The organism is Aggregatibacter sp. oral taxon 458 str. W10330, from assembly GCF_000466335.1.
GTDB lineage: Bacteria > Pseudomonadota > Gammaproteobacteria > Enterobacterales > Pasteurellaceae > Aggregatibacter.
In genome coordinates this window covers 1-26,034 of the sequence record NZ_KE952599.1, presented here as the reverse complement: position 1 = coordinate 26,034, position 26,034 = coordinate 1, and the positions used below count along the sequence as shown (strand labels likewise).

General features: G+C 43.2%; 26 protein-coding genes. 17 read left to right on the top strand and 9 right to left on the bottom strand.

The window, feature by feature from the left end; translation table 11 throughout:
* Positions 1 to 4: 4 nt before the first annotated feature.
* From HMPREF9065_RS07720 to HMPREF9065_RS07735, 4 genes are read left to right on the top strand one after another with little or no spacing between them, the layout of a single operon-like run.
* Entirely contained in the window at positions 5 to 517 is a 513-nt protein-coding gene (locus HMPREF9065_RS07720; RefSeq protein WP_021615474.1) for a peptidylprolyl isomerase, read from the top strand.
* Between the two features lie 44 nt (positions 518 to 561).
* A complete protein-coding gene (locus tag HMPREF9065_RS07725; protein ID WP_021615473.1) occupies positions 562 to 1,353 on the top strand; it encodes a TatD family hydrolase in 792 nt (263 codons plus the stop codon).
* Between the two features lie 49 nt (positions 1,354 to 1,402).
* A complete protein-coding gene (locus HMPREF9065_RS07730; protein ID WP_021615472.1) occupies positions 1,403 to 1,636 on the top strand; it encodes a hypothetical protein in 234 nt (77 codons plus the stop codon).
* Between the two features lie 2 nt (positions 1,637 to 1,638).
* On the top strand, positions 1,639 to 2,217 hold the full coding sequence (locus HMPREF9065_RS07735; protein WP_021615471.1) for a thymidine kinase: 579 nt from the start codon (positions 1,639 to 1,641) through the stop codon (positions 2,215 to 2,217).
* A 41-nt stretch (positions 2,218 to 2,258) separates the two neighbouring features.
* On the opposite strand, the gene HMPREF9065_RS07740 is transcribed toward HMPREF9065_RS07735, so the two are convergent.
* The 4 genes from HMPREF9065_RS07740 to HMPREF9065_RS07755 all read right to left on the bottom strand — a co-directional run bounded on the left by HMPREF9065_RS07740 (position 2,259) and on the right by HMPREF9065_RS07755 (position 6,973).
* Positions 2,259 to 3,089 carry a class II glutamine amidotransferase gene (locus HMPREF9065_RS07740; RefSeq protein WP_021615470.1) on the bottom strand — a complete coding sequence of 277 codons (831 nt, stop codon included), beginning with the start codon at positions 3,087 to 3,089 and terminating at the stop codon, positions 2,259 to 2,261.
* Between the two features lie 216 nt (positions 3,090 to 3,305).
* Positions 3,306 to 4,550 carry an ATP-dependent protease ATP-binding subunit ClpX gene (gene clpX, locus HMPREF9065_RS07745; protein ID WP_021615469.1) on the bottom strand — a complete coding sequence of 415 codons (1,245 nt, stop codon included), beginning with the start codon at positions 4,548 to 4,550 and terminating at the stop codon, positions 3,306 to 3,308.
* A gap of 9 nt (positions 4,551 to 4,559) precedes the next feature.
* Positions 4,560 to 5,141 (bottom strand): ATP-dependent Clp endopeptidase proteolytic subunit ClpP, encoded by a 582-nt coding sequence (clpP, locus tag HMPREF9065_RS07750; RefSeq protein ID WP_021615468.1) that lies wholly within the window; start codon positions 5,139 to 5,141, stop codon positions 4,560 to 4,562.
* Between the two features lie 224 nt (positions 5,142 to 5,365).
* Positions 5,366 to 6,973 carry a phosphoethanolamine transferase gene (locus HMPREF9065_RS07755; RefSeq protein ID WP_021615466.1) on the bottom strand — a complete coding sequence of 536 codons (1,608 nt, stop codon included), beginning with the start codon at positions 6,971 to 6,973 and terminating at the stop codon, positions 5,366 to 5,368.
* A 242-nt stretch (positions 6,974 to 7,215) separates the two neighbouring features.
* Between HMPREF9065_RS07755 and gshAB the strand changes: the two genes are divergently transcribed.
* The 10 genes from gshAB (at position 7,216) to nrdG (ending at position 17,769) form a co-directional block, all read left to right on the top strand.
* Entirely contained in the window at positions 7,216 to 9,489 is a 2,274-nt protein-coding gene (gshAB, locus tag HMPREF9065_RS07760; RefSeq protein ID WP_021615465.1) for a bifunctional glutamate--cysteine ligase GshA/glutathione synthetase GshB, read from the top strand.
* A 230-nt stretch (positions 9,490 to 9,719) separates the two neighbouring features.
* Complete coding sequence (gene yceD, locus HMPREF9065_RS07765; RefSeq protein ID WP_021615464.1) at positions 9,720 to 10,244, top strand: 23S rRNA accumulation protein YceD; 525 nt, start codon at positions 9,720 to 9,722, stop codon at positions 10,242 to 10,244.
* Positions 10,245 to 10,260: 16 nt separating this feature from the next.
* A complete protein-coding gene (gene rpmF / locus HMPREF9065_RS07770) occupies positions 10,261 to 10,431 on the top strand; it encodes a 50S ribosomal protein L32 (protein WP_005544470.1) in 171 nt (56 codons plus the stop codon).
* A 27-nt stretch (positions 10,432 to 10,458) separates the two neighbouring features.
* Positions 10,459 to 11,493: a phosphate acyltransferase PlsX gene (plsX, locus tag HMPREF9065_RS07775; protein WP_033002410.1), complete on the top strand. Its 1,035-nt coding sequence runs from the start codon at positions 10,459 to 10,461 to the stop codon at positions 11,491 to 11,493.
* Positions 11,494 to 11,528: 35 nt separating this feature from the next.
* Positions 11,529 to 12,479 carry a beta-ketoacyl-ACP synthase III gene (locus HMPREF9065_RS07780; protein ID WP_033002409.1) on the top strand — a complete coding sequence of 317 codons (951 nt, stop codon included), beginning with the start codon at positions 11,529 to 11,531 and terminating at the stop codon, positions 12,477 to 12,479.
* A 107-nt stretch (positions 12,480 to 12,586) separates the two neighbouring features.
* The gene (gene fabD, locus HMPREF9065_RS07785) at positions 12,587 to 13,525 is read left to right on the top strand and encodes an ACP S-malonyltransferase (RefSeq protein ID WP_021615460.1); all 939 of its coding nucleotides are present in this window, start codon (positions 12,587 to 12,589) and stop codon (positions 13,523 to 13,525) included.
* A 21-nt stretch (positions 13,526 to 13,546) separates the two neighbouring features.
* A complete protein-coding gene (gene fabG / locus HMPREF9065_RS07790) occupies positions 13,547 to 14,275 on the top strand; it encodes a 3-oxoacyl-ACP reductase FabG (protein WP_021615459.1) in 729 nt (242 codons plus the stop codon).
* Positions 14,276 to 14,543: 268 nt separating this feature from the next.
* On the top strand, positions 14,544 to 14,774 hold the full coding sequence (acpP, locus tag HMPREF9065_RS0109400; RefSeq protein ID WP_005544465.1) for an acyl carrier protein: 231 nt from the start codon (positions 14,544 to 14,546) through the stop codon (positions 14,772 to 14,774).
* Between the two features lie 235 nt (positions 14,775 to 15,009).
* Complete coding sequence (nrdD, locus tag HMPREF9065_RS07795) at positions 15,010 to 17,136, top strand: anaerobic ribonucleoside-triphosphate reductase (protein ID WP_021615457.1); 2,127 nt, start codon at positions 15,010 to 15,012, stop codon at positions 17,134 to 17,136.
* A gap of 96 nt (positions 17,137 to 17,232) precedes the next feature.
* Positions 17,233 to 17,769 (top strand): anaerobic ribonucleoside-triphosphate reductase-activating protein, encoded by a 537-nt coding sequence (gene nrdG / locus HMPREF9065_RS07800; protein ID WP_021615456.1) that lies wholly within the window; start codon positions 17,233 to 17,235, stop codon positions 17,767 to 17,769.
* 81 nt (positions 17,770 to 17,850) lie between these two features.
* On the opposite strand, the gene asnA is transcribed toward nrdG, so the two are convergent.
* Positions 17,851 to 18,843 (bottom strand): aspartate--ammonia ligase, encoded by a 993-nt coding sequence (asnA, locus tag HMPREF9065_RS07805; RefSeq protein ID WP_005715731.1) that lies wholly within the window; start codon positions 18,841 to 18,843, stop codon positions 17,851 to 17,853.
* A gap of 171 nt (positions 18,844 to 19,014) precedes the next feature.
* Between asnA and asnC the strand changes: the two genes are divergently transcribed.
* Positions 19,015 to 19,467 carry a transcriptional regulator AsnC gene (gene asnC, locus HMPREF9065_RS07810; RefSeq protein WP_005715729.1) on the top strand — a complete coding sequence of 151 codons (453 nt, stop codon included), beginning with the start codon at positions 19,015 to 19,017 and terminating at the stop codon, positions 19,465 to 19,467.
* 28 nt (positions 19,468 to 19,495) lie between these two features.
* Positions 19,496 to 20,254, top strand: a complete 759-nt coding sequence (udp, locus tag HMPREF9065_RS07815) for a uridine phosphorylase (protein ID WP_033002408.1) — start codon at positions 19,496 to 19,498, stop codon at positions 20,252 to 20,254.
* A 227-nt stretch (positions 20,255 to 20,481) separates the two neighbouring features.
* Here the strand turns inward: udp and HMPREF9065_RS07820 are convergent, their stop codons facing one another.
* The 4 genes from HMPREF9065_RS07820 to greB all read right to left on the bottom strand — a co-directional run bounded on the left by HMPREF9065_RS07820 (position 20,482) and on the right by greB (position 23,492).
* Positions 20,482 to 20,844, bottom strand: a complete 363-nt coding sequence (locus HMPREF9065_RS07820) for a MarR family winged helix-turn-helix transcriptional regulator (protein WP_232209093.1) — start codon at positions 20,842 to 20,844, stop codon at positions 20,482 to 20,484.
* 93 nt (positions 20,845 to 20,937) lie between these two features.
* Positions 20,938 to 21,345: a hypothetical protein gene (locus HMPREF9065_RS07825; protein WP_021615453.1), complete on the bottom strand. Its 408-nt coding sequence runs from the start codon at positions 21,343 to 21,345 to the stop codon at positions 20,938 to 20,940.
* Between the two features lie 210 nt (positions 21,346 to 21,555).
* Positions 21,556 to 22,911, bottom strand: coding sequence for a tRNA uridine-5-carboxymethylaminomethyl(34) synthesis GTPase MnmE (gene mnmE / locus HMPREF9065_RS07830; RefSeq protein ID WP_021615452.1), 1,356 nt, complete (start codon positions 22,909 to 22,911; stop codon positions 21,556 to 21,558).
* A gap of 101 nt (positions 22,912 to 23,012) precedes the next feature.
* Complete coding sequence (gene greB, locus HMPREF9065_RS07835) at positions 23,013 to 23,492, bottom strand: transcription elongation factor GreB (RefSeq protein ID WP_033002406.1); 480 nt, start codon at positions 23,490 to 23,492, stop codon at positions 23,013 to 23,015.
* A 112-nt stretch (positions 23,493 to 23,604) separates the two neighbouring features.
* Between greB and HMPREF9065_RS07840 the strand changes: the two genes are divergently transcribed.
* Entirely contained in the window at positions 23,605 to 25,920 is a 2,316-nt protein-coding gene (locus HMPREF9065_RS07840) for a Tex family protein (RefSeq protein WP_021615450.1), read from the top strand.
* Positions 25,921 to 26,034: the final 114 nt, after the last annotated feature.

Genomic DNA, 26,034 nt, shown 5'->3' with positions numbered 1-26,034 from the left:
CACAATGATTACACTACACACTAATTTCGGCGACATTAAAATTGCCTTAAATCATGAGAAAGCACCGGTAACGGCAGAAAACTTCTTAACTTATTGTAAAAATGGGTTTTATGATAACACAATTTTTCACCGCGTGATTGACGGTTTTATGATTCAAGGCGGCGGCATGGAAAGCGGTATGCGCGAGAAAGCGACTAACGCACCGATTAAAAACGAAGCCAACAACCGTTTAAGCAACAAGCGCGGCACCATCGCTATGGCGCGTACTTCTGATCCGCATTCAGCGACAGCACAATTCTTCATTAACGTGGCGGATAACACCTTCTTGGATTACCGTTCAAAAGAAATGTTTGGCAAAGAAGTGGTACAAGAGTGGGGCTACGCGGTATTCGGAGAAGTGGTTGAAGGCATGGATGTTGTGGACAAAATCACAGGTGTGAAAACCGGCAACAAAGGTTTCCACCAAGACGTGCCGAATGAAGATGTGGTGATTACCTCTGTTACCGTTGACGAATAAGACTATGGGCAACTCATTGAGTTGCCTGATTTTTTTAGATTAATATGTATTCCTTTTTTGACACCCATACCCATCTCGATTATTTGCAGCAAGCCACCGGTGAGCCGTTAGCGCAGCTCATGCAAAATGCGCAGGCGGCTGGCGTGCAAAAGATCTTGATTGTTGCCGTATTACAGCGGGATTTCAAAACGATTGAAAAAATGACCGCACTTTATCCGCAACAGTTGTATTACGGCTTGGGGTTACATCCGCTGTATATCAAAGAACACCAAGCGCAGGATTTGGATTTATTGGAACAGGCGTTAGCAACGCGTTCGCCAAATTGCACAGCCGTGGCGGAAATCGGTTTGGAACGTGCCGTGCCAGAATTATTAACTGATGAGCTATGGCGCAAGCAATGCGATTTTTTTGAAGCGCAACTCTATTTTGCGAAAAAGCACAATTTGCCGGTGAACATGCATTCCCGTAAGTCGCACGATCAACTGTTTTCTTTTCTTAAACGCATTGAGGTGCCGAAACGTGGCGTCGTACATGGTTTTGCAGGCAGCTACGATCAGGCAAAACGTTTTGTGGATTTGGGCTATTCTATTGGTGTAGGCGGCACGATTACCTATGAACGCGCCAATAAAACCCGTCAAACCATCGCGAAATTGCCGCTTGATGCCTTGCTGTTAGAAACGGATTCGCCCGACATGCCGGTATTCGGTTTTCAAGGTCAACCGAATCGCCCGGAAAGAGTGCAACAGGTTTTTAAGGTGTTGTGTGAATTAAGACGTGAAACGCCGGAGATGATTGCCGAGACAATTTGGCAAAATAGCCTGAGTAAATTTGCGTGAACCCATTTAAAAAATGATTTTTTATTTCTTTTATCTATAAGGGAAGACTATGGATGAGATTAAATTTAGAGCAATGCGTGCCGCCGGCATCGGCTGTTTCGTTATGTTAGCGATTATCGGCTTTTTCGTGTTTACCACACCGACAAATGCGCTTATTGATTTCTTAACGGAGATTGGCGAAATGGCTGGCGGACGAACCACGATCGGCGTTTTCATGCTTGCCTCGTTACCGCCGCTGACCGGTTTTATTTGCTATTATTTTTGGAAATGGGTGCTTAAATAATCATGGCTAAGCTGTATTTTTACTATTCCACCATGAATGCAGGAAAATCCACGACGTTGCTGCAATCATCCTATAACTACCGCGAACGCAACATGAATACGCTGGTTTATACGGCGGCCATTGATGATCGTTTCGGCACCGGTCGCGTGACTTCCCGCATCGGGATCAGCGAGCAAGCGAACACGTTCGCACCGGACACGGATTTATTCGCAGAGATTCAACAACATTTAGCGAAAGCACCGTTGCATTGCATTTTAGTGGATGAAGCGCAGTTTTTAACGAAAGCGCAGGTGTATCAACTGAGCGATGTGGTGGATAAACTGAACATTCCGGTGTTGTGTTATGGCTTGCGCACGGACTTCCAAGCGGAGCTTTTTGAAGGCAGTCGCTATTTGCTGGCATGGGCGGATCAGTTAGAAGAACTTAAGACTATTTGCTATTGCGGTCGTAAAGCCAATTTTGTCTTGCGTCTCAATGAACAAGGCGATGTCGTTAAACAAGGGGATCAAATTCAAATCGGTGGCAATGACAGCTATTTATCGGTGTGCCGATTGCATTATAAAGAACGTATGGCGGAATAAAGTGCGGTGAATATTGACCGCACTTTGAGGATGGCGAGGGATTAAGCGATACCGGCTTTGCCTAAGGTGCCGTCATCAATCGGAGCGGCGTTTGGCGTGCCGAGAACTTCCCAGACTTTATCGCCATTTTTGAAAAACACAAATCCACCGTTGTCCATTTTGGTCCAAACTTCATCCTTTGTCAGTGGAACGGTCGTGATAATTGTGACTTTGTCCCCTTCTTTGGTGTAGTCGTTGAAGTCGATGACACCGCCATCATCGACCCGTTGTGCCTTACCGAAAGGCGCTTGACGGGTGATGTAATGTAAGTTTGTTGAGCAACGCACAATCATCCATTCGCCATTCGACAGCATAAAATTTAATGTGCCGTAGCGTGCAAGATCGTTGCTGATCTGTTGAATCGCCTCAAAAATTTCTTCTTCACCGGGTTTGTGTGTAAAGCGTGTTTTGAGCTGTTCTAACATATAACAGAATGCTGTTTCAGAATCGGTGGTGCCAATCGGTTGGTAAAAAATCGTTTCGGTCACGGGCAAATTCACCAAATTGCCATTGTGCGCAAATACCCAATTTTCACCCCAAATTTCACGCATAAAAGGGTGGGTATTTTCGATGTTGACATCGCCTTGCGTCGCTTTTCGAATGTGGGCAATCACGTTAAGTGACTTAATGTTATATTGTTTTACACAGTCGGCAATGGGGGAGCTGTGTCCCGGTTTATTGTCGCGAAATACGCGCACGCCTTTGCCTTCAAAAAAAGCAATCCCGAAACCGTCTGAGTGAGAGTCGGTTAAACCGGCACGATGGCGGAAACCTTCAAAGGAAAACACAATATCTGTCGGTGTGTTGCAATTCATTCCTAATAGTTGACACATATTTGACCTAATTTCTTAATAACCATAAAACTTATGGCGATTTAACACGATAATCCGGCAAAATTCAACTTAAACCACAGGCTGTTCTTAGAACAAAATGTTTGGCTTGATAACCGTTCTCTATGAGAAAAAAGCGTTACGGTATGCACGAATCTGTCATATAAAACGGACACTAATGCTGAAACAAAAGTGTCCGTGATGTTTTGAGAGAGGAAATTAGGCGTAGATAAGTTCAGGCGCCTTGCCGTCATTAATGGTTTGCTCGTTAACCACCACTTTTTTCAAGCCGTCTAACGAAGGTAAGTCGTACATGGTGTCGAGTAAAACGCTTTCAATAATAGAGCGTAAGCCGCGGGCGCCGGTTTTACGGGCGAGGGCTTTTTTCGCCATGGCGATTAAGGCTTCTTTAGTGAATTCCAGTTTCACATTTTCCAAACCAAATAACGCTTGATATTGTTTACACAAGGCATTTTTCGGTTCGGTCAGAATACGCACAAGGGCTTCTTCATCTAATTCGCTTAACGGCGCAACCACCGGTAAACGTCCGATAAATTCAGGGATTAAGCCGTATTTCATTAAATCGTCCGGCTCGACCTGTTTGAATAAATCCGTTAACGTGGCTTTGTCTTTTTCGCTCTTGATTTCGGCGCCGAAACCAATGGCAGTGGCGACGCTGGTACGTTTTTCAATGACTTTATCTAAGCCGGCAAAGGCACCACCGCAAATAAACAGAATTTTGGAGGTATCGATGCGCAACATTTCCTGTTGCGGGTGTTTGCGTCCGCCTTGCGGTGGAATAGACGCAACCGTGCCTTCAATGAGTTTTAACAAGGCTTGTTGTACCCCTTCGCCGGAAACATCGCGAGTGATGGATGGATTCTCCGATTTGCGGGTGATTTTGTCGATTTCATCGATATAGATAATGCCTTGTTCCGCACGTTCAATGTCGTAATCACAGTTTTGTAGTAATTTTTGTAACACATTTTCCACGTCTTCTCCCACGTAACCGGCTTCTGTCAAGGTGGTGGCATCCGCCATGGCGAAAGGCACGTTTAACATCCGCGCCATGGTCTCTGCCAACAGGGTTTTACCGCTACCGGTCGGGCCGATAAGTAAAATATTACTTTTACCTAATTCCACATCGTTGGTTTGATGTTTGGTGCGTAGGCGTTTGTAGTGGTTATACACCGCCACTGCCAATACTTTTTTCGCGTAATCTTGGCCGATAACATAATCATCTAAATGGGCACGGATTTTATGCGGTGTGGGTAATTCCTGCTCTTTTGTCGTTTCTGCGTCTTCGCTTTCAGCTTCTTCGCCATGCTCTTCATTGAGCAACATATCGTGACACAATTCGATACATTCATTACAAATGTAACCGGAGGTGCCGGCGATAAGTTTATTGACTTCGTCTTGTTCTTTGCCACAGAAAGAACAATGTAATTCTTTATCTTTTGCCATGTTTATCTCTTAACGTTTGCTAAACACTTCATCGATCAAGCCGTACTTTTTAGCTTCTTCGGCAGACATAAAGTTGTCGCGATCAGTGTCTTTTTCGATGGTTTCAATGGGTTGTCCGGTGTGGAATGCCAAGCGTTCGTTTAACGTACCTTTGATTTTTAAAATTTCTTGCGCATGAATTTGAATATCCGATGCTTGTCCGCGGAAACCGCCTAACGGTTGGTGAATCATCACACGAGCGTGAGGTAATGCGCCGCGTTTACCCGGTGCGCCGCCGGCGAGTAAAAAGGCTCCCATGGAACAGGCTTGTCCAACGCACAAGGTGCGCACATCGGGCTTGATGAATTGCATGGTGTCGTAAATTGCCATTCCGGCAGTCACGGAACCGCCCGGTGAGTTGATGTATAAATTGATGTCTTTATCGGGATCTTCTGATTCTAGGAAAAGCAATTGTGCCACAATCAGATTGGCCATGTTGTCTTCCACTTCACCGCTTAGGAAAATCACGCGATCTTTCAGTAAGCGGGAATAAATGTCATAGGCGCGTTCGCCGCGGGAAGTTTGGTCAACGACCATAGGAATTACACTCATATGTTCCTCAATTTAGTCAGGATAGGGTGAAAAGTGCGGTCAGAAAAAACGGAGTTTTTGATATTGGACAAGCCAACAGCGCCGCAAGAGCAAATTTATTTCATAAAAAACGGCGACTATTTTACCTGAAAAATTGGGTTTGCTGAATGACTATTCCGGCAAAAATAAAAATGCGATCATTCGTTTGAAAAAATGACCGCACTTTTAGGCATTGGAACCTGTTATTACGGTTCTTGTTTTGCCGGATCCTCTTTTAACGACTGATAGTCCACCAAGGCTCGCCAGTTAAACACTTTGATCGGCTGCGGTTTCGGGTTGAAAAAATCTTCTTGGCTTAAATGACTTTCTTTAATGCCTAACCATTGGGCAAAGCCGTGAATAAAATTAAAGGCGCTTTGCGGGTTTTTAACGAGGGTTCTTTTGGTATCGTCACTGGAAAAACGAACAAAAGGCACCGCATAACTTTGTTTGTATTCTTTGTTATTTAGCATAGACAGGTTTTTGCCTGCGCCTAAATGCGCCAAGCCGTGATCCGAGAAATAAATGACAGAATAGCTTTGGCCTTGATCTTTGAGAATTTGATTCACCTCAGACAATAAACTGTCCGTTTGTTTTAAGGTGTCTAAATAACAAGACATTTCTCGGCTAATTAAATGGAATTTCGGTTCTTCGCCATTTAAATGGGCGCAAAATGTTGGGTGTGAACCAATTAAATGTAAAACGATTAATTTGGTTTGATCTTTATCTTTCGCCAAAAGTTGTTTTAACGGATCCAATAATGCCGTGTCCGAGATATTGTCCGAATCATACCCGCCTTTTTTGGTAAAGAACGATTCATCTGCTTGAATGCCGATACGTGATGCCATGGTGTCCCATTCGCCCACTTTGCCTTGGTTGGACAACCAATAGGTTTTGTAATGGGCAAGTTTGGCGAGCGAGATAATGTTATCGGTGTAAACCGTCTCTTCATTGTTGTTAATGGAACGATATAGCGTGCGTTGTAAAGACGGTTGCGTATTTGGGCCGGCAGCCACATATAAATTGAAAATCAAACCGTTCACTTGTTCCAAAAACGGCGTGGTTTTTTGTGGATAGCCATATAAAGAGGTGTAATCCCGACGCATACTTTCGCCGATCACTAAGACATAGTTTTGATATTTTGGCTCCACGGAAAGGATTTTCCATTCCGGTGTTTTGGTTAAGGCATCATTTAATAATGCCCGTTGCGTTAGATAGGTGTTATTCACTTTGATGGCGTTAGACATAAAGCTGACCGGATAAAAGTTTGAGGCTTTAAAAAATTCGGAGTGCTTGAATTCTTTTTCGGGATCCGTATTTTCCACTTCTTTTGCAATGGGCGTATAAAGTGAAAAGGCGAGAAGAGCAAGATAAACGAGAGTATAGATTTTCTTGTGGTTTTTGTTTTGCGTTTTATGTCGTTGAATCAATAAGATAACGATAAATAAAAGAAGATAGAAAAAGGTAAAAATATAAATAGAGAGCGGAATCGCTTTAAAAAAACCGATGGTTTCACTGAAATTGGTTTCATAAACCGAGGCAATTACCCCAATCGATACCGGGCCATATAATAAGCCGGAAGGAAGATACCCGAGAGAGAGCGCGAAAATAAAAAGAAAACCAATCAAAAATAAGATCTTGCTGTGTTTCCGTAAGGTGAAAAGCAGCAAACCTAATGCGAAAATGCTCACCAGATTAGTCAGATAATTATCCAAAATGCCTAAGGCAATGTGGGAAAGAAAGGAAAAAATCAATAATAACAACGCAAAAGTGATGTCATTATTGATGAGATTGTGTTTGTTGAATTGAGTCATTTTAGGTACTACGGGTGTGTTTCATGTGCGTTTCTAAGAGCGGAAATTTTAGACCCTTTATTCCCCAAAATGAAGTATTTTCGTTTCAATACATTAAGTTATAACCATTCCTTATGGGGGATGCGATTTTTTTATTTGCATTTAAGGGGATTAATTTTAATAATGTGGCGATTTTTTAAGAAGTTTATGCAAGTAGGCATGCCTAAACAGTATGATTCCTCGTTTAGCTAAAAGGAAATTTTATGAATATTCAACAGGTTATAAAAGAAAATCGCTTGGAGCTGTTGTTCCAGCAAGGGTCATTTGGTCTTGAAAAAGAAAGCCAACGCGTGCATGCGGACGGGGCGGTTGTGGTGACGGAGCATCCAAAATGCTTCGGTAATCGTTCTTATCATCCTTATATCCAAACGGATTTTGCCGAAAGTCAGCTTGAATTAATCACCCCACCCAATAAAAAAATTGAAGATACATTGCGTTGGTTATCTGCCATTCATGAAGTGGTGTTACGTTCTTTGCCGGAAGATGAATATGTCTTTCCGTTGAGTATGCCGGCCGGGTTGCCTCCGGAAGAGCACATTAAAGTCGCCCAACTGGACAATCCGGTCGATGTGGCGTACCGCGAGCATTTAGTGAAATCTTACGGTAAAAGCAAGCAAATGGTGAGTGGCATTCACTACAACTTCCAGCTTGAACCAACCTTCATTCAACAGCTTTTTGCACGACAAAACACCTATCAAAGTGCGGTAGATTTTCAAAACGATTTATATTTGAAAATTGCCCGTAATTTCTTGCGTTATCAATGGATTCTTGTTTATTTGTTAGCGGCGACCCCGACAGTTGACGCCAATTATTTCCGTCACGGCACGCCGTTAAAAGCAGGGCAATATGTGCGTAGCCTGCGTTCTAGCCAGTATGGTTATGTGAATGACCCAAGTGTGAAAGTATCTTATGACAGCTTGAACGATTATGTGAAAACCTTGGAACACGCGGTGAGTAGCGGACAGCTTATTGCCGAAAAAGAATTTTATTCCAACGTGCGCTTGCGTGGTGCGAAACAGGCGCGTGAATTGCTACAAAACGGCATTCAATATTTGGAATTCCGTCTGTTCGATCTAAACCCGTTTGAGGCTTATGGTATCGCCTTAAATGATGCCAAATTTGTGCATTATTTTATTTTGTTAATGGCGTGGCTAGATGAAGAATCTTTGGCAAGTGCGGTGGATTTAGGTAAAGAAAAATTAGCCCAAGTGGCATGGGAAAATCCGCTGTCGGCAACGGCTTTCCAAGCAGAAGGCGAACGTGTTTTACAACAATTGCTGGCGATGTTGGCAGACATTCATGCTGATGCGGAAATGGCCGAGATCGTCAAAGAGAAACTGGCGCAATTTGCCGACCCAAGCCAAACGCTTGGTGCGCGTTTGGTCAATGCCATCGAAGCACATGGCGGTTATCAAAAACTGGGCGCGGAACTGGCGGTTCGTTACAAAAAACAAGCCTTTGAACGTTTTTATGCGTTGTCAGCTTTCGACAACATGGAGCTTTCCACCCAAGCGTTGATGTTTGATGCGATTCAAAAAGGCTTAAAAATGGAGATTTTAGACGAGCGCGATCAGTTCTTAAGTCTGCAATTCGGCGAGCACTTGGAATATGTCAAAAACGGCAACATGACTTCCCATGACAGCTACATTTCGCCGCTCATCATGGAAAATAAAGTGGTGACCAAAAAAGTCTTAGCAAAAGCCGGCTTTAACGTGCCGCAAAGTGTGGAATTTACCAGTGTGGAACAAGCCGTGGCCAATTATGCTTTATTTGCAGGGCGTGCCGTGGTGATTAAACCGAAATCCACTAATTACGGTTTGGGCATTAGCATTTTCCAACAGGGCGTGCACGATCGTGAGGATTTTGCCAAAGCCATCGAAATTGCTTTCCGTGAAGACAAAGAAGTGATGGTGGAAGATTACCTCACCGGCACGGAATACCGTTTCTTCGTACTGGGTGATGAAACCCTTGCCGTGTTGTTGCGCGTGCCGGCAAATGTGATTGGCGATGGCGTGCATACGGTGGCGGAATTGGTGGCGCAGAAAAACGATCATCCGTTGCGTGGCGATGGTAGCCGCACGCCATTGAAGAAAATTGCCTTGGGCGACATCGAACAGTTACAGTTAAAAGAGCAAGGCTTAACCGTGGAAAGCGTACCGGCAAAAGATCAGTTGGTGCAGTTGCGCGCCAATTCCAATATCAGTACCGGTGGTGATTCCATTGACATGACCGAACAAATGCACCCAAGCTACAAAGCTTTGGCGGTCGGTATCACCAAAGCCATGGGTGCCGCCGTGTGTGGCGTGGATTTAATCATTCCCGATTTAACCAAACCCGCTGAGCCGCACCTGCAATCTTGGGGCGTGATTGAAGCCAACTTTAATCCAATGATGATGATGCACATCTTCCCGTACGCAGGACAATCCCGTCGGGTGACGCAAAATGTGCTGAAAATGCTCTTCCCGGAGCTGAAATAATATTCTAAGAACGCAAAGGTGAATCGGAGGATTCGCCTTTTTGCTTGAAGTGCGGTCATTTTTGACGATGTTTTGGAGAATCAAAAACAATTAAAAAATCCACCGCACTTCTCTGTGAAAATGATTAAAAATGTGATTGCGTAAAATCAGGGATAACATAAGGCGAGTTGTGCGTGGAATGCAAGATTTCCTTTGACTATTTTATTTTCTGAGGGTAATATTCACGCCCTATGCAAAAGGTAAAACTACCCCTCACTGTCGATCCGGTGAAAGATGCGCAACGAAGATTAGATTATCAGGGTTATTACGCTGCCAATCAATTAAGTCGCCTTGCCGAATCGGTTAGTAAAGTGCTCAGCGATGCACAGGTTACATTATCGTTCTTTATTGATCCGCAAAAATTGGTTGTCATGAAAGGTCATGCCAGTGTTGATGTTGAGTTACATTGTCAGCGTTGTGGCGAACCTTTCGTTCAAACCGTTGATTGTGAGTTTTGTTACAGTCCGGTGGCTAATTTGGATCAAATTGATGTATTGCCGGAAATCTATGAGCCAATTGAATTCAATGAATTCGGTGAAATAGATTTACTTGGAACAATTGAAGATGAACTCATTTTGAGTTTGCCTATTGTGCCAATGCATTCATCTGAACACTGTGAAGTGTCCGTGGCTGAACAGGTTTTTGGCGAATTGCCGGAAGAATTGGCAAAAAAACCGAACCCGTTCGCTGTATTAGCTAATTTAAAGCAAAAATAATTTAGGAGTATAGCCAATGGCTGTTCAACAAAATAAAAAATCCCGTTCACGTCGTGATATGCGTCGTTCTCACGATGCGTTAACAACTGCTGCAGTATCCGTTGATAAAGCAAGTGGTGAAACTCATTTGCGTCACCATGTAACCGCTGACGGTTACTATCGTGGTCGTAAAGTGATTAACAAGTAATTATCTCAATTACATAAAGGTAATCACTTGAGTCGTCTAACCCTTGCGTTAGATGCGATGGGCGGGGACATTGGTCCCCGTATTACTATCCCAGCATCCATTTTAGCCTTGGAACGAGATCCAACGCTTTCTCTCTTATTGTTTGGCGATCGCCAACAAATTCTTCCGCTTTTATCTTCTGCTCCTAACAGTATTCGGCAACGTTGTGACATTGTTCATTGTGCTCGTGTGATTGATAGTCGTCAGGGTATTTCCTACGCCTTGCGCCATAGCAAAGAGACCTCTATGCGTTTGGCAATAGAAGCCGTACAAAAAGGCAATGCGCAGGCTTGTGTGAGTGCTGGTGATACAGCAGCTTTGATGGGCTTATCGAAAATCTTGTTGCAACCTCTAGAAGGTATCCATCGTCCGGCACTGATTTCTACGATTCCAACGGTGACAGGTGAGCGTTCGATTATGTTGGATCTGGGGGCGAATGTTGAGTGCGATGCCGAAAACTTGTATCAATTTGCCTTGATGGGGGCCATTTTTGCAGAAAATACCTTGAATTTGGTTTATCCGCGTATTGCCTTATTGAATATTGGTATCGAGGCGGTGAAAGGATACAAATTCATCCGGGAGGCGGCAGATTTACTGAAAAAAGATACCGCACTTAATTACATTGGATTCCTTGAAGGCAATTTTTTACTCAATGGCAAGGCGGATGTGATTGTGACAGATGGCTTTGCCGGCAATGTTGCGCTGAAAACCTTGGAAGGCGCGGCAAAGAACGTGATTTCTCTACTGAAAAGTGATAAGAAAAAGAGTATATTAAGTCACGTTTTTAGGTATTTAATTAAATATCTTTTTAAAGATAAATATCAACGATTAAAGCAAATCAACCCGGATCAATATAATGGCGCATCGCTTATCGGTTTGACTTCCGTTGTGGTGAAAAGTCACGGAAGTGCAAATATAGAGGCATTTGCTTATGCGATTGCCGATGCGGCATTACAAGCCCGCCGTCAAATTCCGCAAAAAATTTTGGCTGGTTTAAATAAGAATGAAATATCAATGAAGTAGTGAGTTCCCTCGCTATTGTTTTTAACGAGATGACTATGTTTAGCAAAATTTTATCGACAGGTAGCTATTTACCCCAACATATTCGTACCAATGCCGATTTAGAAAAAATGGTAGATACTTCAGATGAGTGGATTGTTACCCGTTCCGGTATTCGTGAACGTCGCATTGCTGCACCGGATGAAACCGTCTCTACCATGGGATTTGAAGCGGCCCAAAAAGCCATTGAAGCGGCAAACATCGATCCGCAGGAAATTGATCTTATTTTAGTGGCAACAACCAGCAACTCTCACGCTTATCCAAGTGCAGCTTGCCAAATTCAAGGGATGTTAGAGATTGACGATGCCATTGCATTTGATTTAGCGGCGGCTTGTACCGGCTTTGTGTATGCGTTAGGTGTCGCTGACCAATTTATTCGTACCGGTAAAGTGAAAAAGGCGCTCGTGATCGGTTCTGATTTAAATTCCCGTAAATTAGATGAAACAGATCGTAGCACCGTTGTGTTGTTTGGTGATGGGGCTGGCGCGGTTATTTTGGAAGCATCGGAACAAGAAGGGATTATTTCTACCCATTTACACGCCTCAGCAGATAAAAATGGCGCACTGTTACTTCCTCAGCCTGAGCGTGGCGTGGCAAAATCCGGCTATATCGAAATGCAAGGCAATGAAACCTTTAAATTGGCGGTGCGTGAATTGTCGAATGTGGTGGAAGAAACCCTTGCCGCCAATAATTTAGATAAAAAAGACATTGATTGGTTGGTGCCTCACCAAGCGAATTTACGTATTATTGCCGCCACGGCAAAAAAATTAGATATGGATATGTCGCAAGTGGTGGTCACTTTGGATCGTTATGCGAATAACAGTGCGGCAACCGTGCCGGTCGCATTGGATGAAGCGGTGCGTGATGGACGCATTCAGCGTGGTCAGTTGCTCCTTCTTGAAGCCTTTGGCGGTGGTTGGACTTGGGGTTCGGCCTTAGTGAGATTTTAGATAATCTGTTATCATTCGTGAAAAAAGTGCGGTTATTTTTGACCGCACTTTTCGACTGTAACGCATATCGGAATAAATTGATTTATTTTTTAATATAGGTAAGACACATGAAAAAATTTGCAATGGTTTTCCCGGGACAAGGTTCACAAACGGTGGGAATGTTAGCGGAATTAGCCGGCGACTACTCAATTGTACAAGAAACCTTTAAACAAGCTTCAGAAGTATTGGGATATGATTTGTGGCAATTAGTGCAGGAAGGCCCTGCGGAAGAATTAAACAAAACATGGCAAACGCAGCCAGCGTTATTAACCGCATCTGTGGCGGTTTATCGTGTATGGCAACAAAAATACCCGGAATTAAAACCGGAAGTGATGGCGGGTCATAGCTTAGGTGAATATTCTGCGTTGGTGTGTGCCGGTGTGTTAGATTTCCAAGATGCGGTTAAATTGGTGGAATTACGCGGTAAACTTATGCAACAAGCCGTACCGGAAGGGACGGGGGCGATGTACGCGATCATTGGTTTAGACAATGACGCCATTATTAACGCCTGCAAACAAGCAGAACAAGGCGAAGTGGTTTCCGCGGTGAACTTCAATTCACCGGGACAAGTCGTGATTGCCGGTGCGAAAGCGGCGGTAGAACGCGCGGCAGCATTATGTAAAGAAGCCGGTGCTAAACGTGCCTTGCCGTTAGCGGTGAGCGTGCCTTCACACTGTGCTTTAATGAAACCTGCTGCGGATCAATTATCTGTTTCATTAGAAAGTATTACGTTGAAAGCGCCGGTAGTTGCGGTGTTAAATAATGTGGATGTAAAAGCTGAAACCGATGCTGTTGCGATTCGTAATGCTTTGGTTCGCCAACTTTATAGCCCGGTACGTTGGACAGAAACCGTAGAGAAAATGGCACAAAACGGCGTCGAAGTGTTAGTGGAAGTGGGGCCGGGTAAAGTGTTAAACGGGTTAACGAAACGCATCGTGGATTCCTTACAAGCGGTTTCTGTCAATGATGTGAAATCCCTATATTCCATCGAAGAAGTATTAGCATAAGAGTAAAAAGGAGAGAAAGTTATGCAAGGTAAAATTGCATTAGTGACAGGTGCAACCCGTGGTATTGGTCGTGCAGTAGCCGAAGAATTAGTATCAAAAGGCGCTTTTGTCATCGGTACGGCGACGTCAGAGAAAGGCGCTGACAGTATTTCCGCCTATTTAGGTGAGAAAGGCAAAGGATTGGTATTAAATGTTGCCGAACAAGCGTCTATTGATGCGGTATTGGAACAGATCAAACAAGAATTTGGCGATATTGATATTTTAGTGAATAACGCCGGTATTACCCGTGATAATTTGTTAATGCGCATGAAAGATGAAGAATGGTTCGATATTTTACAAACTAACTTGAGTTCTGTTTATCATCTTTCTAAAGCGATGCTGCGCACCATGATGAAAAAACGTTTCGGGCGTATCATCAACATTGGTTCTGTCGTGGGCTCCATGGGGAATGCCGGTCAGACAAATTATTGTGCGGCAAAAGCAGGTCTCATTGGTTTCAGTAAAGCCTTGGCAAAAGAAGTGGCTTCTCGTGGTATTACGGTAAACGTTGTGGCACCGGGCTTTATTGCGACTGACATGACTGACGTATTAAGCGAAGAATTAAAAAATAACTTATTAACTCAAATCCCGGCAGGCCGTTTAGGTGAGCCGAAAGATATCGCCAAAGCAGTGGCATTCCTAGCCTCTGAGGATGCGTCATATATTAATGGTACAACGTTGCACGTTAACGGTGGCATGTACATGAGCTAATGGGTAGCTAGTGGAGGTTGCGGATAAATTGGATAAATGCGTGCAAATTAATTTGCTTAATGTTAGAATCCACCCCGCAACTGTCACTTGGTTACGTCATTCAATGTCTGTGAAAGACATAACTATTTTAAACTGTATGTGGTTGCAAAAATTCGGAACTCTTTTTTGAGGTTTGACCTCTAACAAGAAATCTTGCGAAATGTTTTGTAAATACATACACTACTTAACTTATCGCAATGAGCGTAAACTTAAACATAGGAAGAAACAAATGAGCATTGAAGAACGCGTAAAAAAAATCATCGTTGAACAATTAGGCGTGAAAGAAGAAGATGTAAAACCTGAAGCGTCTTTCGTTGAAGATTTAGGTGCGGATTCTTTAGATACTGTTGAATTGGTGATGGCTTTAGAAGAAGAATTTGATATCGAAATTCCAGATGAAGAAGCTGAAAAAATCACAACAGTTCAATCAGCAATTGATTACGTTCAAAACAATCAATAATTTCTGATTTTCAATTTAGGCGGTTTAATAACCGCCTAAATTTTTTTTTATCAAAAGAAAATCATAACATCACACCGCCATCACAAAATTTCTCAATAAATCCAAAGACTAACCTTATTCTGTTATACAAACCTTCCTCATTCTCTTATAAAAACACTACATATTGTGTGTTGAATAGTTAAAAATAACTATATATAGTATTGTCAACTTTAATCACACACTATAGGTGGCATACATGGGGACATTTTTCGTCATTAAGCGTGATGGTTCACGCATCGGGTTTGAAATTCAACGCATTATTAATGCCATTAAAAAGGCAGCCCAAGCGGTGGGTATTCAAGATGAACGTTTTTGTCATGATATTGCACAAAAAGTCAGCAATGATATTTTCGCGCATCATCAACAAGAAATTGACATTAGCCACATTCAAAAGATTGTCGAAAATCACCTGATGGCCAGCCAATACCCGCAAATTGCGCGCGCTTATATTGAATACCGCCACGAACGTGATATGGCACGTGAAAAACGCAGTCAATTAACCAAAGAAATCGAGGGGCTGATTGAACAAAGTAACGTGGAGTTACTTAATGAAAATGCCAATAAAGACGCCAAAGTGATCCCAACACAGCGGGATTTATTGGCGGGTATCGTGGCGAAACATTATGCTAAACGTTACATTTTACCGCGCGATGTCGTCGAAGCGCATGAAAAAGGTGAAATTCACTATCACGATTTGGATTATTCACCTTTCTTCCCGATGTTTAACTGTATGTTAGTCGATTTAAAAGGCATGTTGACCCATGGTTTTAAAATGGGAAATGCAGAAATCGAACCGCCAAAATCGATCTGTACCGCAACCGCTGTCACTGCCCAAATCATTGCTCAAGTGGCCAGCCATATTTACGGCGGCACCACCATTAACCGTATTGATGAAATCCTTTCGCCTTATGTGCAGTTAAGCTATGAAAAACACCTCAAAAACGCGGAACAATGGAACATTCCCGATGCGCAAGGATATGCGCAAGCCTTGATTGAAAAAGAATGTTTCGATGCCTTCCAATCCTTGGAATATGAAGTAAACACCCTACATACTGCCAACGGACAAACCCCCTTTGTCACCTTTGGTTTTGGCTTAGGCACAACTTGGCAAGCACGTTTGATTCAAAAATCCATTTTACAAAATCGGATTCGCGGTTTAGGCAAAAACCACAAAACACCGGTATTCCCGAAACTGGTCTTTACTCAACGTAAAGGGGTAAATTTAGAGCCAAACGATCCGAATTACGACATCAAACAGCTTGCGTTGGAATGCGCCAGCAAACGGATGTATCCGGATATTCTGAATTACGACCAAGTCGTCAAAGTCACCGGCTCCTTTAAAGCACCTATGGGCTGTCGCAGTTTCTTAGGCGCATACGAAGAGGATGGTGAACTAATCCATGACGGACGTAACAACCTCGGCGTAGTGAGCCTCAATTTGCCACGTATCGCCATTGAGGCCAAAGGCGATGAAAAACGTTTTTATGAAATTTTGGATCAACGCTTGGCTTTAGCGAAAAAAGCCTTAATGACCCGTATTGCCCGCTTGGAACACACCAAAGCCCGCGTAGCGCCAATCCTCTACATGGAAGGTGCCTGTGGCGTGCGTTTGAAAGCAGACGATAACGTGGCGCAAATCTTCAAAAATGGCCGCGCCTCCATTTCCCTTGGCTACATCGGCATTCATGAAACCATCAATGCGTTGTATCACCAAGGACATATTTACGATGACGAAATGCTGCGAGAAAAAGGCCATACTATCGTGGAACACTTAAGCAACGCGGTTAAACAATGGCGTGCCGAAACAGGTTATGCCTTCAGTTTATACTCCACCCCAAGTGAAAATCTATGCGACCGTTTCTGCCGCCTTGACACCAAACAGTTCGGCGTTATCGACGGCGTGACCGACAAAGGCTACTACACCAACAGCTATCACTTGGATGTTGAGAAAAAAGTGAACCCGTACGACAAGTTAGACTTTGAAATGGTGTATCCGCCATTGGCTAACGGTGGTTTCATTTGCTACGGCGAATACCCGAACATTCAACATAACTTGAAAGCGTTGGAAGACGTGTGGAATTACAGTTACGACCGCGTGCCTTACTACGGTACCAACACGCCAATCGACGAATGCTACGAATGCGGTTTCACCGGTGAATTTGAATGCACCAGCAAAGGTTTCACCTGTCCGAAATGCGGCAACCACAACAGTGACAAAGTCTCCGTCACCCGTCGTGTCTGCGGCTACCTCGGCAGCCCGGATGCCCGTCCGTTTAATGCTGGGAAACAGGAAGAGGTGAAGCGTCGGGTTAAGCACATGTAGTTATTCCTACTTTCTTTTGTGCAAGCAAAAGAAAGTGAGTCGCCATCGGCGAAACCCGATATTTAAAAAAGCGAATTTGATTTAAACAAAACGAAAATGAACTACCTCCAATACTACCCCGTCGATATCGTCAACGGTGAAGGCACGCGTTGTACGCTGTTTGTCAGCGGCTGCACTCACGGCTGTAAGGGGTGCTACAACCAAAAAAGCTGGTCGTTTAGCGCCGGGGTGCCCTTTGGTATTGAGATGGAAGAACAAATTCTGAAGGATCTCAAAGACACGCGCATTAAGCGACAAGGATTAACCCTTTCCGGGGGAGACCCTTTGCATCCAAGAAATGTAGAAGCCCTTCTACCTTTGGTTCAACGGGTCAAACGAGAATGCCCCGACAAAGATATTTGGGTTTGGACAGGTTACAAATTAGAGGAATTGGATGAATATCAACGGCAAATGCTGCCTTATATTGATGTGCTCATTGATGGCAAGTTTATTCAAGAACAAGCGGATCCAAGTTTAGTTTGGCGTGGTTCGGCTAACCAAGTAATTCATCGATTAGCGTCAAAAAAACAGATCTCATCTAATATTTCCGACAGCTATTCAGCGGCTGGGCTTATTCAGAGATTTAAGATTTAGAGGCAAAAGTAGAGGCGTGAAAAAACAAAAGTGCGGTGGATTTAAAAAACGTTTTGCAAACCCACCGCACTTTTTCATCTATTACAGAATATGTTGATATTCTTCTAACATTTCTTTCGGCCAAACGCTGGATTGCACTTCGCCGATATGTTTTTTACGCAATAACAACATCGCCAAACGAGATTGACCGATACCGCCACCAATACTTAACGGCAATTTGCCTTGCAATAATTCTTGGTGCCAATCCATGTTGAGACGGTCTTCATCACCGGTTAAGCTCACTTGTAAACGTAACGCCGCTTCATCTACACGAATCCCCATAGAAGATAACTCAAACGCTTTGCCAAGTTGGTCGTTCCAAACCAAGATATCACCGTTCAAGCCTTTGTAGCCGTTTTCTGACTCTGTTGTCCAGTCATCGTAATCCGGTGCACGTCCATCATGTGGCTTGCCGTCAGACAATTTGCCGCCGATACCGACTAAGAAAACGGCGCCATATTCTTTACAGATCGCATTTTCACGCTCTTTGCCGCTCATGTTTGGATAGCGTTTCACGAGGTCTTCACTGTGTACGAAAGTAATGTGTTTTGGTAGCACGGATGGAATATCAAAACGGGCTTCCACCGCCAATTCTGTTAAGCGAATCGCACGATAAATCGAATTCACGGTTTCTTTTAAATAGGCGAAATTGCGACGTCCTTCCGGAATCACTTTCTCCCAGTCCCATTGGTCCACGTAAACCGAGTGGGTCGCATCTAACGAATCTTCATCGGGACGCAACGCTTTCATGTGTACAAACAAGCCTTCGCCTTCTCTAAAATGAAAACGGGCTAATGTATGACGTTTCCATTTTGCCAAAGAGTGAACCACTTCAAACACCGCATTTGGAATTTGTTTTACATGCACTTGAACCGCTTTTTCAATACCGGAAAGGTTATCTTGCATGCCATTACCAACCTGACTTAAGATTGGACCTTGAACTTCGATGATACCTAATTGCTCGATGAGGTTTTGAGTAAATGTATTTTTTACAAAACTAATCTCTTGTTGTTGCAAAATAAATGTCTTTTTCATTGTTTTTACCCTATATTATTTAACGTTTCTACATGAATGCGGTAGATTCTCCCCATTCTTTAGGAGTAATGCAACACAATTTAGCCAGAATTAAAGAAACTTCATTATTATTTAAATAACATCTAAAAAATAATATAATTATTTAGAGTTTTTAAAACAAAGGAGTGTGTTATGCACAATATCGACAATTTAGATCAACAAATATTGCGTGTATTAACCAAAGATGCAAGAACCCCTTATGCAGAAATGGCAAAAAATTTTGGTGTTAGCCCCGGCACCATTCATGTTCGGGTGGAAAAAATGCGCCAGTCAGGCATTATTGAAGGGACAAAAGTGAAAATCAATGAACGCAAACTAGGTTATGACGTTTGTGGTTTCATTGGCATTATTTTGAAATCGGCAAAAGATTATGACAAAGTGATCAAAAAGCTAGAGGCCATTGATGAAGTAGTAGAAGCCTATTACACCACCGGCAATTATTCCATTTTCATTAAAGTCATGACACACACGATTGCCGAACTGCATTTAGTCTTATCTGCTAAAATTCAGTTAATCGATGAGATTCAATCCACAGAAACCTTAATTTCCATGCAGAATCCGATTTTGCGTGATATTAAACCGTAAAAAACAAAGAACAAAAAAGGAGGATGTTATGTCAGAAGTCTTTCACCTAGGATTAACGAAAGCCATGTTAGATGGGGCTAAATTAGCCATCGTCCCGGGCGCACCGGAGCGTGTGGAACGCATTGCGCGTTTATTGGATCGCCCAAAATTCCTCGCTGCCACTCGTGAATTTACCTCTTGGCTCGGCTATATTGAGGAACACGCCGTGGTCGTATGTTCCACCGGTATTGGCGGACCATCGGTTTCCATCGCAGTAGAAGAATTAGCCCAACTCGGTGTGCGTACTTTCTTACGTATCGGCACAACCGGAGCCATCCAACCGCACATTCACGTTGGTGATTTATTAGTCACGACTGGGGCGGTACGTCTTGATGGTGCCAGCCGACATTTCGCGCCATTGGAATATCCGGCAGTGGCAAACTTTGAATGTACCGAAGCCCTTTACAAAGTCGCTAAAGAAGAGGTCGGAGATGCCGTTCATGTGGGTATCACTGCCTCTTCAGATACTTTCTACCCGGGACAAGAACGTTATGACACCTACACCGGCAAAATTTATCGTCATTTCCAAGGTTCATTAAAACAATGGCAAGAATTGAACGTGATGAACTATGAAATGGAGTCTGCCACCTTGTTCACTATGTGCTCTGCCATGGGTTTGCGTGCCGGCATGATCGCAGGCGCTATCGTCAACCGCACCCAACAAGAAATCCCGAATGAGGCGACGATTCAATCCACGGAAGAACGCGCCATTCATGTGGTAGTGAAAGCGGCAGGCTTGTTAGTATAATTTTATTGTCTTACTGATGTAGAAGATCCGCGTGATCTTCTACATTTATTTATTTGAACGATACGCCTTATCCATCGCCATAATCACTTCACGCACCACTTTTTTCTGCTCCTGTGGCAAATTCAAGAACATTTGAAACAGCGTTTGATCTTAATTGACTTAAATGACTAAATATATAATATGGCAATATCAGAATTTATATTCCTATAGGTTACAAAAAATATTTCTTATTCTTTGTTTAATTTAATGAGAAAATGTTTAAATTGTTCTTCATGACTATTTAGTTTTCCAAAAAATAACTCATCAATTTTCTCAACTAACGGAACAGCTGTTTTTAATATTTCTTCTCCCTTTTTTTTCAACATAACAACTTTTGCTCTGGTATCTCTTGAGTGTTCTTTTCTTTCTACAAAATGATGTTTTTCTAATAAACTCAGTATCTGAGATACCGTCATGACATCTATCTCAGAGAGTTTTGAAATCATAACTTGTGTAACTTCGTTCTCGTTTTGTGATAGATAAGCAAGAGAAGCCAGAACAACAAATTGAGGGTGTGTCAGATTTATTCTCTTTAGCTCCTTTTTTATCATGAGGTGCCATTTATTGTACACCCTCATAAATAACAAGCCGGTTGATTTTTCTGAGTCGTCTTTATATTTCGAGATAAACAAATAGCAATTACCTTATTCTTCTAAGAGATTTTTTAGGATAAATATGGACTGTGGAACGTCTGAAAAAACGTGTTTTAAAAAGTCTAAATGTTGCTCATCTTCATTTTCTAAAATTACAGTATGTTTTATATTTACACTTCCGTCATGATTATTAATTATTTGATGACCGAAAAGGATATCTCCAAAAGGTGTCTCTGTCTTATCCCAAAATTCTTCAAAAGGTTTTACAAGAGTAAGTTGATATTCCATGGGAGGCATCCCTTCAAGTTCCATCGTTCCATATGAACCCGTCTCGAATTTTCCGTTCAGTGTTATATTTTTTAAATCGGTTTCCCAGTGATACCATTTTTCAATATTTGCATAGTAATTCCACGCATCTTCTTTTGTGGTTTTAATTTTTAAACTAAAGCTGAATTCCATGATGACTCTCCTATTTTTGTAAGTGCACATATTATATATTGGTTTATAATATTATCAACAAATTTCTAGTAGGAGTAGGGGCTTTAGATTTTCTAACTAGGAAAATCACTTTCTTCAGTATGTGAAGTTTGTTGTAGTCCACTTCTTTTATCGTTCCCGATGAGCCGTTTTAATACCTAAAACGCCACCCAAAACGACCGCACTTTGCCTCTATTTCCCGATACAAAACGAACTAAAAATATTCGTGAGCAAATCATCAGAGGTAAACTGACCGGTAATTTCACTTAAGGCATCTTGCACCATACGCAACTCTTCTGCCAACAATTCACCGGCATGGAATTGGGTTAATTGAATGTGTCCCGTCTGTAAATGTTGTGCTGCCTGTTCTAAGGCTTCCAAGTGGCGACGGCGAGCTAAGAAGCCCCCTTCGATCCCCGTTTGATACCCCATCGTTTGTTTTAAATGCTCACGCAATAAATCCACGCCTTGCTGAGTTTTTGCGGACAAATTGACGACCGTATAACCGTCTTGCTCATATAAGCGTTCCGTTTCACCGGTTAAATCCGCTTTGTTGCGAATAATGGTAACCGGAATAGTGTTCGGTAATTTTGCCAGAAATTCCGACCGCACTTTAGCTAAATCTTGCTCGCTATCACTGCTATCCAGCATCAATAAAATACGATCCGCCTGTTCAATTTCATTCCATGCACGCGAAATACCAATGCGTTCCACCTCATCTGTCGCATCACGTAACCCGGCAGTATCAATAATATGTAATGGCATGCCATCTAAGTGGATATGCTCGCGCAACACATCCCGCGTGGTACCGGCAATGTCTGTGACAATGGCTGCTTCACGTCCGGCAAGAGCATTCAATAAACTGGATTTCCCAGCGTTAGGGCGACCAGCAATGACCACTTTCATCCCTTCACGCAAAATAGAACCTTGTTTCGCTTCAGCACGAACCTGCTCCAACTGCGCAATAATGCCATTCAAATGGCCTTCAATTTTACCATCGGCAAGAAAATCGATTTCTTCATCCGGAAAATCAATCGCCGCCTCGACATAAGTACGCAAATAAATGACAGAATCCACAAGCTGATTCACTTTATTGGAAAACTCGCCTTGCAACGATTTGAGTGCTGAACGTGCGGCCTGTTCGGAACTGGCATCAATTAAATCGGCAATTGCTTCCGCTTGGGCTAAATCCAATTTATCGTTCAAAAATGCCTGCTCAGAAAACTCGCCCGGACGCGCCAGCCGAATGCCATCAATCAGCAAAATCCGTTTTAGCAATAAATCTAATACGACCTGTCCGCCATGCCCCTGAAGTTCAAGCACGTCTTCGCCGGTAAAGGAATTTGGCCCTTTAAAATATAATGCAATCCCTTGATCTAACACGGTACCATCAGCATCTTTAAAGGGCAAATAATCTGCCATACGTGGTTTGGGGCATTTTCCTAATACCGCTTGTGCCACATCAGTGGCTTTCGGGCCTGATACACGTAAAATGCCAATACCGCCACGCCCCGGCGCAGTAGCTTGAGCAACGATTGTTTCTTTCATAACTCTCCTTTTAAAGGTGTTGATTTTTTATCTCAATGTTTTTATATCAATTTTATCTCAATGCGTAAAATGCGAAGAAAATTGACCGCACTTTACCTTGGCTACCCCTTTTCATACCAAATACGATTTACATATAACTGGATTTTACCAGAAGGGGTTTCTACGGTAATTTCATCATCTTGTTCTTTGCCTATTAAGGCGCGAGCTACCGGTGAGTCAATGGAAATCCAATTTTTTGCCGGATCAAATTCATCACAACCGACAATGCGATACTGTTTGATATCGCCATCTTCATTTTCCAATTCCACCCAGGCGCCAAAGAATACTTTGCCTTCTTGCTTTGGCGAATAATCCACGATTTGTAGCACTTCCAACCGTTTGGTGAGAAAGCGTACACGGCGATCAATTTCCCGCAAGCGGCGTTTACCGTAAATATATTCCGCGTTTTCACTGCGATCGCCCAATGCGGCAGCATCAGATACCGCCTGTGTGACTTGCGGGCGTTCTTCTTTCCATAAAAATTTTAATTCCCGATCCAACACATTCCAGCCTTGTCGGGTAATGTAATTTGACTTTGCCATCATCCTGTCCTCAATTGCCGTAAAATTATACCGAAAAAGGAACAAACATTTGAGCCTCTTGCGCAAAAACAGTATGCTATGCCCGTTTTTTCATTATTAAGAAGTACATATCATGTTAAACCAGCAGATTAGCCAACTTATCGCGCAAGAGTTAAATGTACGCGATAGTCAAATTCTTGCCGCCATTCAATTATTAGATGATGGCAACACGATTCCTTTTATTGCCCGTTATCGTAAAGAAGCCACCGGCGGCCTAGACGATACACAATTACGTCATTTTGAAACCCGCTTAATTTATTTACGCGAATTGGAAGACCGCCGCCAAACCATTTTGAAATCCATTGAGGAACAAGGCAAATTAACGGATGAATTGCGTGACAAAATCCAAACCACGCAAAGTAAAACTGAGCTGGAAGATTTGTATTTACCGTTTAAACCAAAACGCCGTACGAAAGGCCAAATTGCCATTGAGGCGGGGCTTGAGCCATTGGCAGATTTACTTTGGAACGAGCCAAAAACAGAACCGGAAACCACCGCACTTGATTATGTGAATGCAGAGAAAGGGGTGGCAGATGTTAAGGCTGCATTAGATGGCGCGCGCTATATTTTGATGGAACGTTTTGCCGAAGACGCCGGATTATTGGCGAAAGTGCGCGATTATTTAAGTAAAAATGCGCTGATTGTTTCTAAGGTGATTGAGGGCAAAGAGGCGGAAGGTGCGAAATTCCAAGATTATTTTGATCATCAAGAGCTGCTTAAAAATGTGCCGTCTCATCGTGCTTTGGCGATGTTCCGTGGTCGCAATGAAGGCATTTTACAGTTAAGTTTAAATGCAGATCCGGAAGCGGAAGAGGGCAGTCGCCAAAGCTATTGTGAAGAGATTATTCGTGATTATTTAGGTGTTCGTTTCACTGGTCAGCCGGCGGATAAATGGCGTGAGCAAGTGATTGCTTGGACATGGAAAATTAAAGTGGCGTTGCATTTGGAAACGGAGCTCATGGCGACTTTGCGTGAGAAAGCGGAAGATGAAGCTATTGATGTATTTGCCCGAAATCTGACCGCACTTTTAATGGCTGCTCCGGCAGGCGCCAAGAACACCATGGGGTTAGACCCGGGGCTGCGTACCGGCGTAAAAGTGGCGGTGGTGGATAACACTGGTAAACTGTTGGCAACCGATACCATTTATCCGCATACCGGGCAGATGGAGCGTGCGATGTTGTCTGTTTTTCAATTAATTAAACAACACAACGTGGAATTGATTGCTATCGGAAATGGGACAGCCTCTCGTGAGACAGAGCGTTTCGCCAAAGATGTGATCAAGGAAATTAAAGAACATAAACCACAAACAGTGGTGGTGAGCGAAGCGGGTGCTTCCGTCTATTCTGCTTCCGAATTGGCGGCACAGGAATTTCCAGATTTGGATGTATCCTTGCGTGGTGCTGTGTCTATTGCTCGTCGTTTGCAGGATCCGTTGGCGGAATTGGTGAAAATCGAGCCGAAAGCCATTGGTGTGGGACAATATCAACATGATGTGAATCAAAGCCAATTAGCGCGTAAACTAGATGCGGTGGTGGAAGACTGTGTAAACGCCGTAGGGGTGGATCTCAACACCGCCTCTGTGCCGCTATTGGCGCGCGTGGCGGGTATGACTAAAACGATTGCTCAAAATATCGTGGCATATCGTGATGAAAACGGGCGTTTTGACAGCCGTGAGCAACTGAAGAAAGTTCCTCGTTTAGGCCCTAAAGCCTTTGAACAATGTGCCGGATTTATGCGTATCGCCGCAGGCAACAATCCGTTAGATGCGTCAGGAGTGCATCCGGAAGCCTATCCGGTGGTGGAAAAAATCCTGCAAGCAACAGAGCAATCTATTCAGGATTTAATGGGCAATGCCGGTTTAGTGCGCCAGCTTGATGCAAAACAATTTACTGATGAGCAATTTGGTTTGCCGACGGTTCAGGATATTTTCAAAGAATTGGAAAAACCGGGACGTGACCCGCGCGGTGAATTTAAAACCGCAACCTTTGCTGAGGGCGTGGAAGAAATTACGGATTTGAAAGCAGGCATGATCTTAGAAGGTACGGTAACCAATGTGACCAATTTCGGTGCTTTTGTGGATATCGGGGTGCACCAAGACGGTTTGGTTCATATTTCTTCCCTCAGCGATAAATTCGTGGAAGATCCGCATCAAGTGGTGAAAACCGGTGATGTCGTGAAAGTGAAAGTATTGGAAGTGGATGTGGCGCGTCGTCGTATTGCATTAACTATGCGTTTAGATGAAAGTGCGGTGAAAAATGACGGAAAATCTGACCGCACTTTATCCGCAAAATCGCGTTCAGATAATGCCCGCCAAGACCGTAGCAATCCGCGAGCAAATAATGCAATGGGTAATGCCTTTGCGGATGCGCTGAAGAATTGGAAGAAGTAACGCCTAGGATGGCAAACAGGCTAATCAACTTGATTAGCCTGTTTTTTTATTATAGCCAACCAAAGTCTGGTTATAAAAAACATACGCTATGCGTATGGAGTCCTTCCTCGTAGC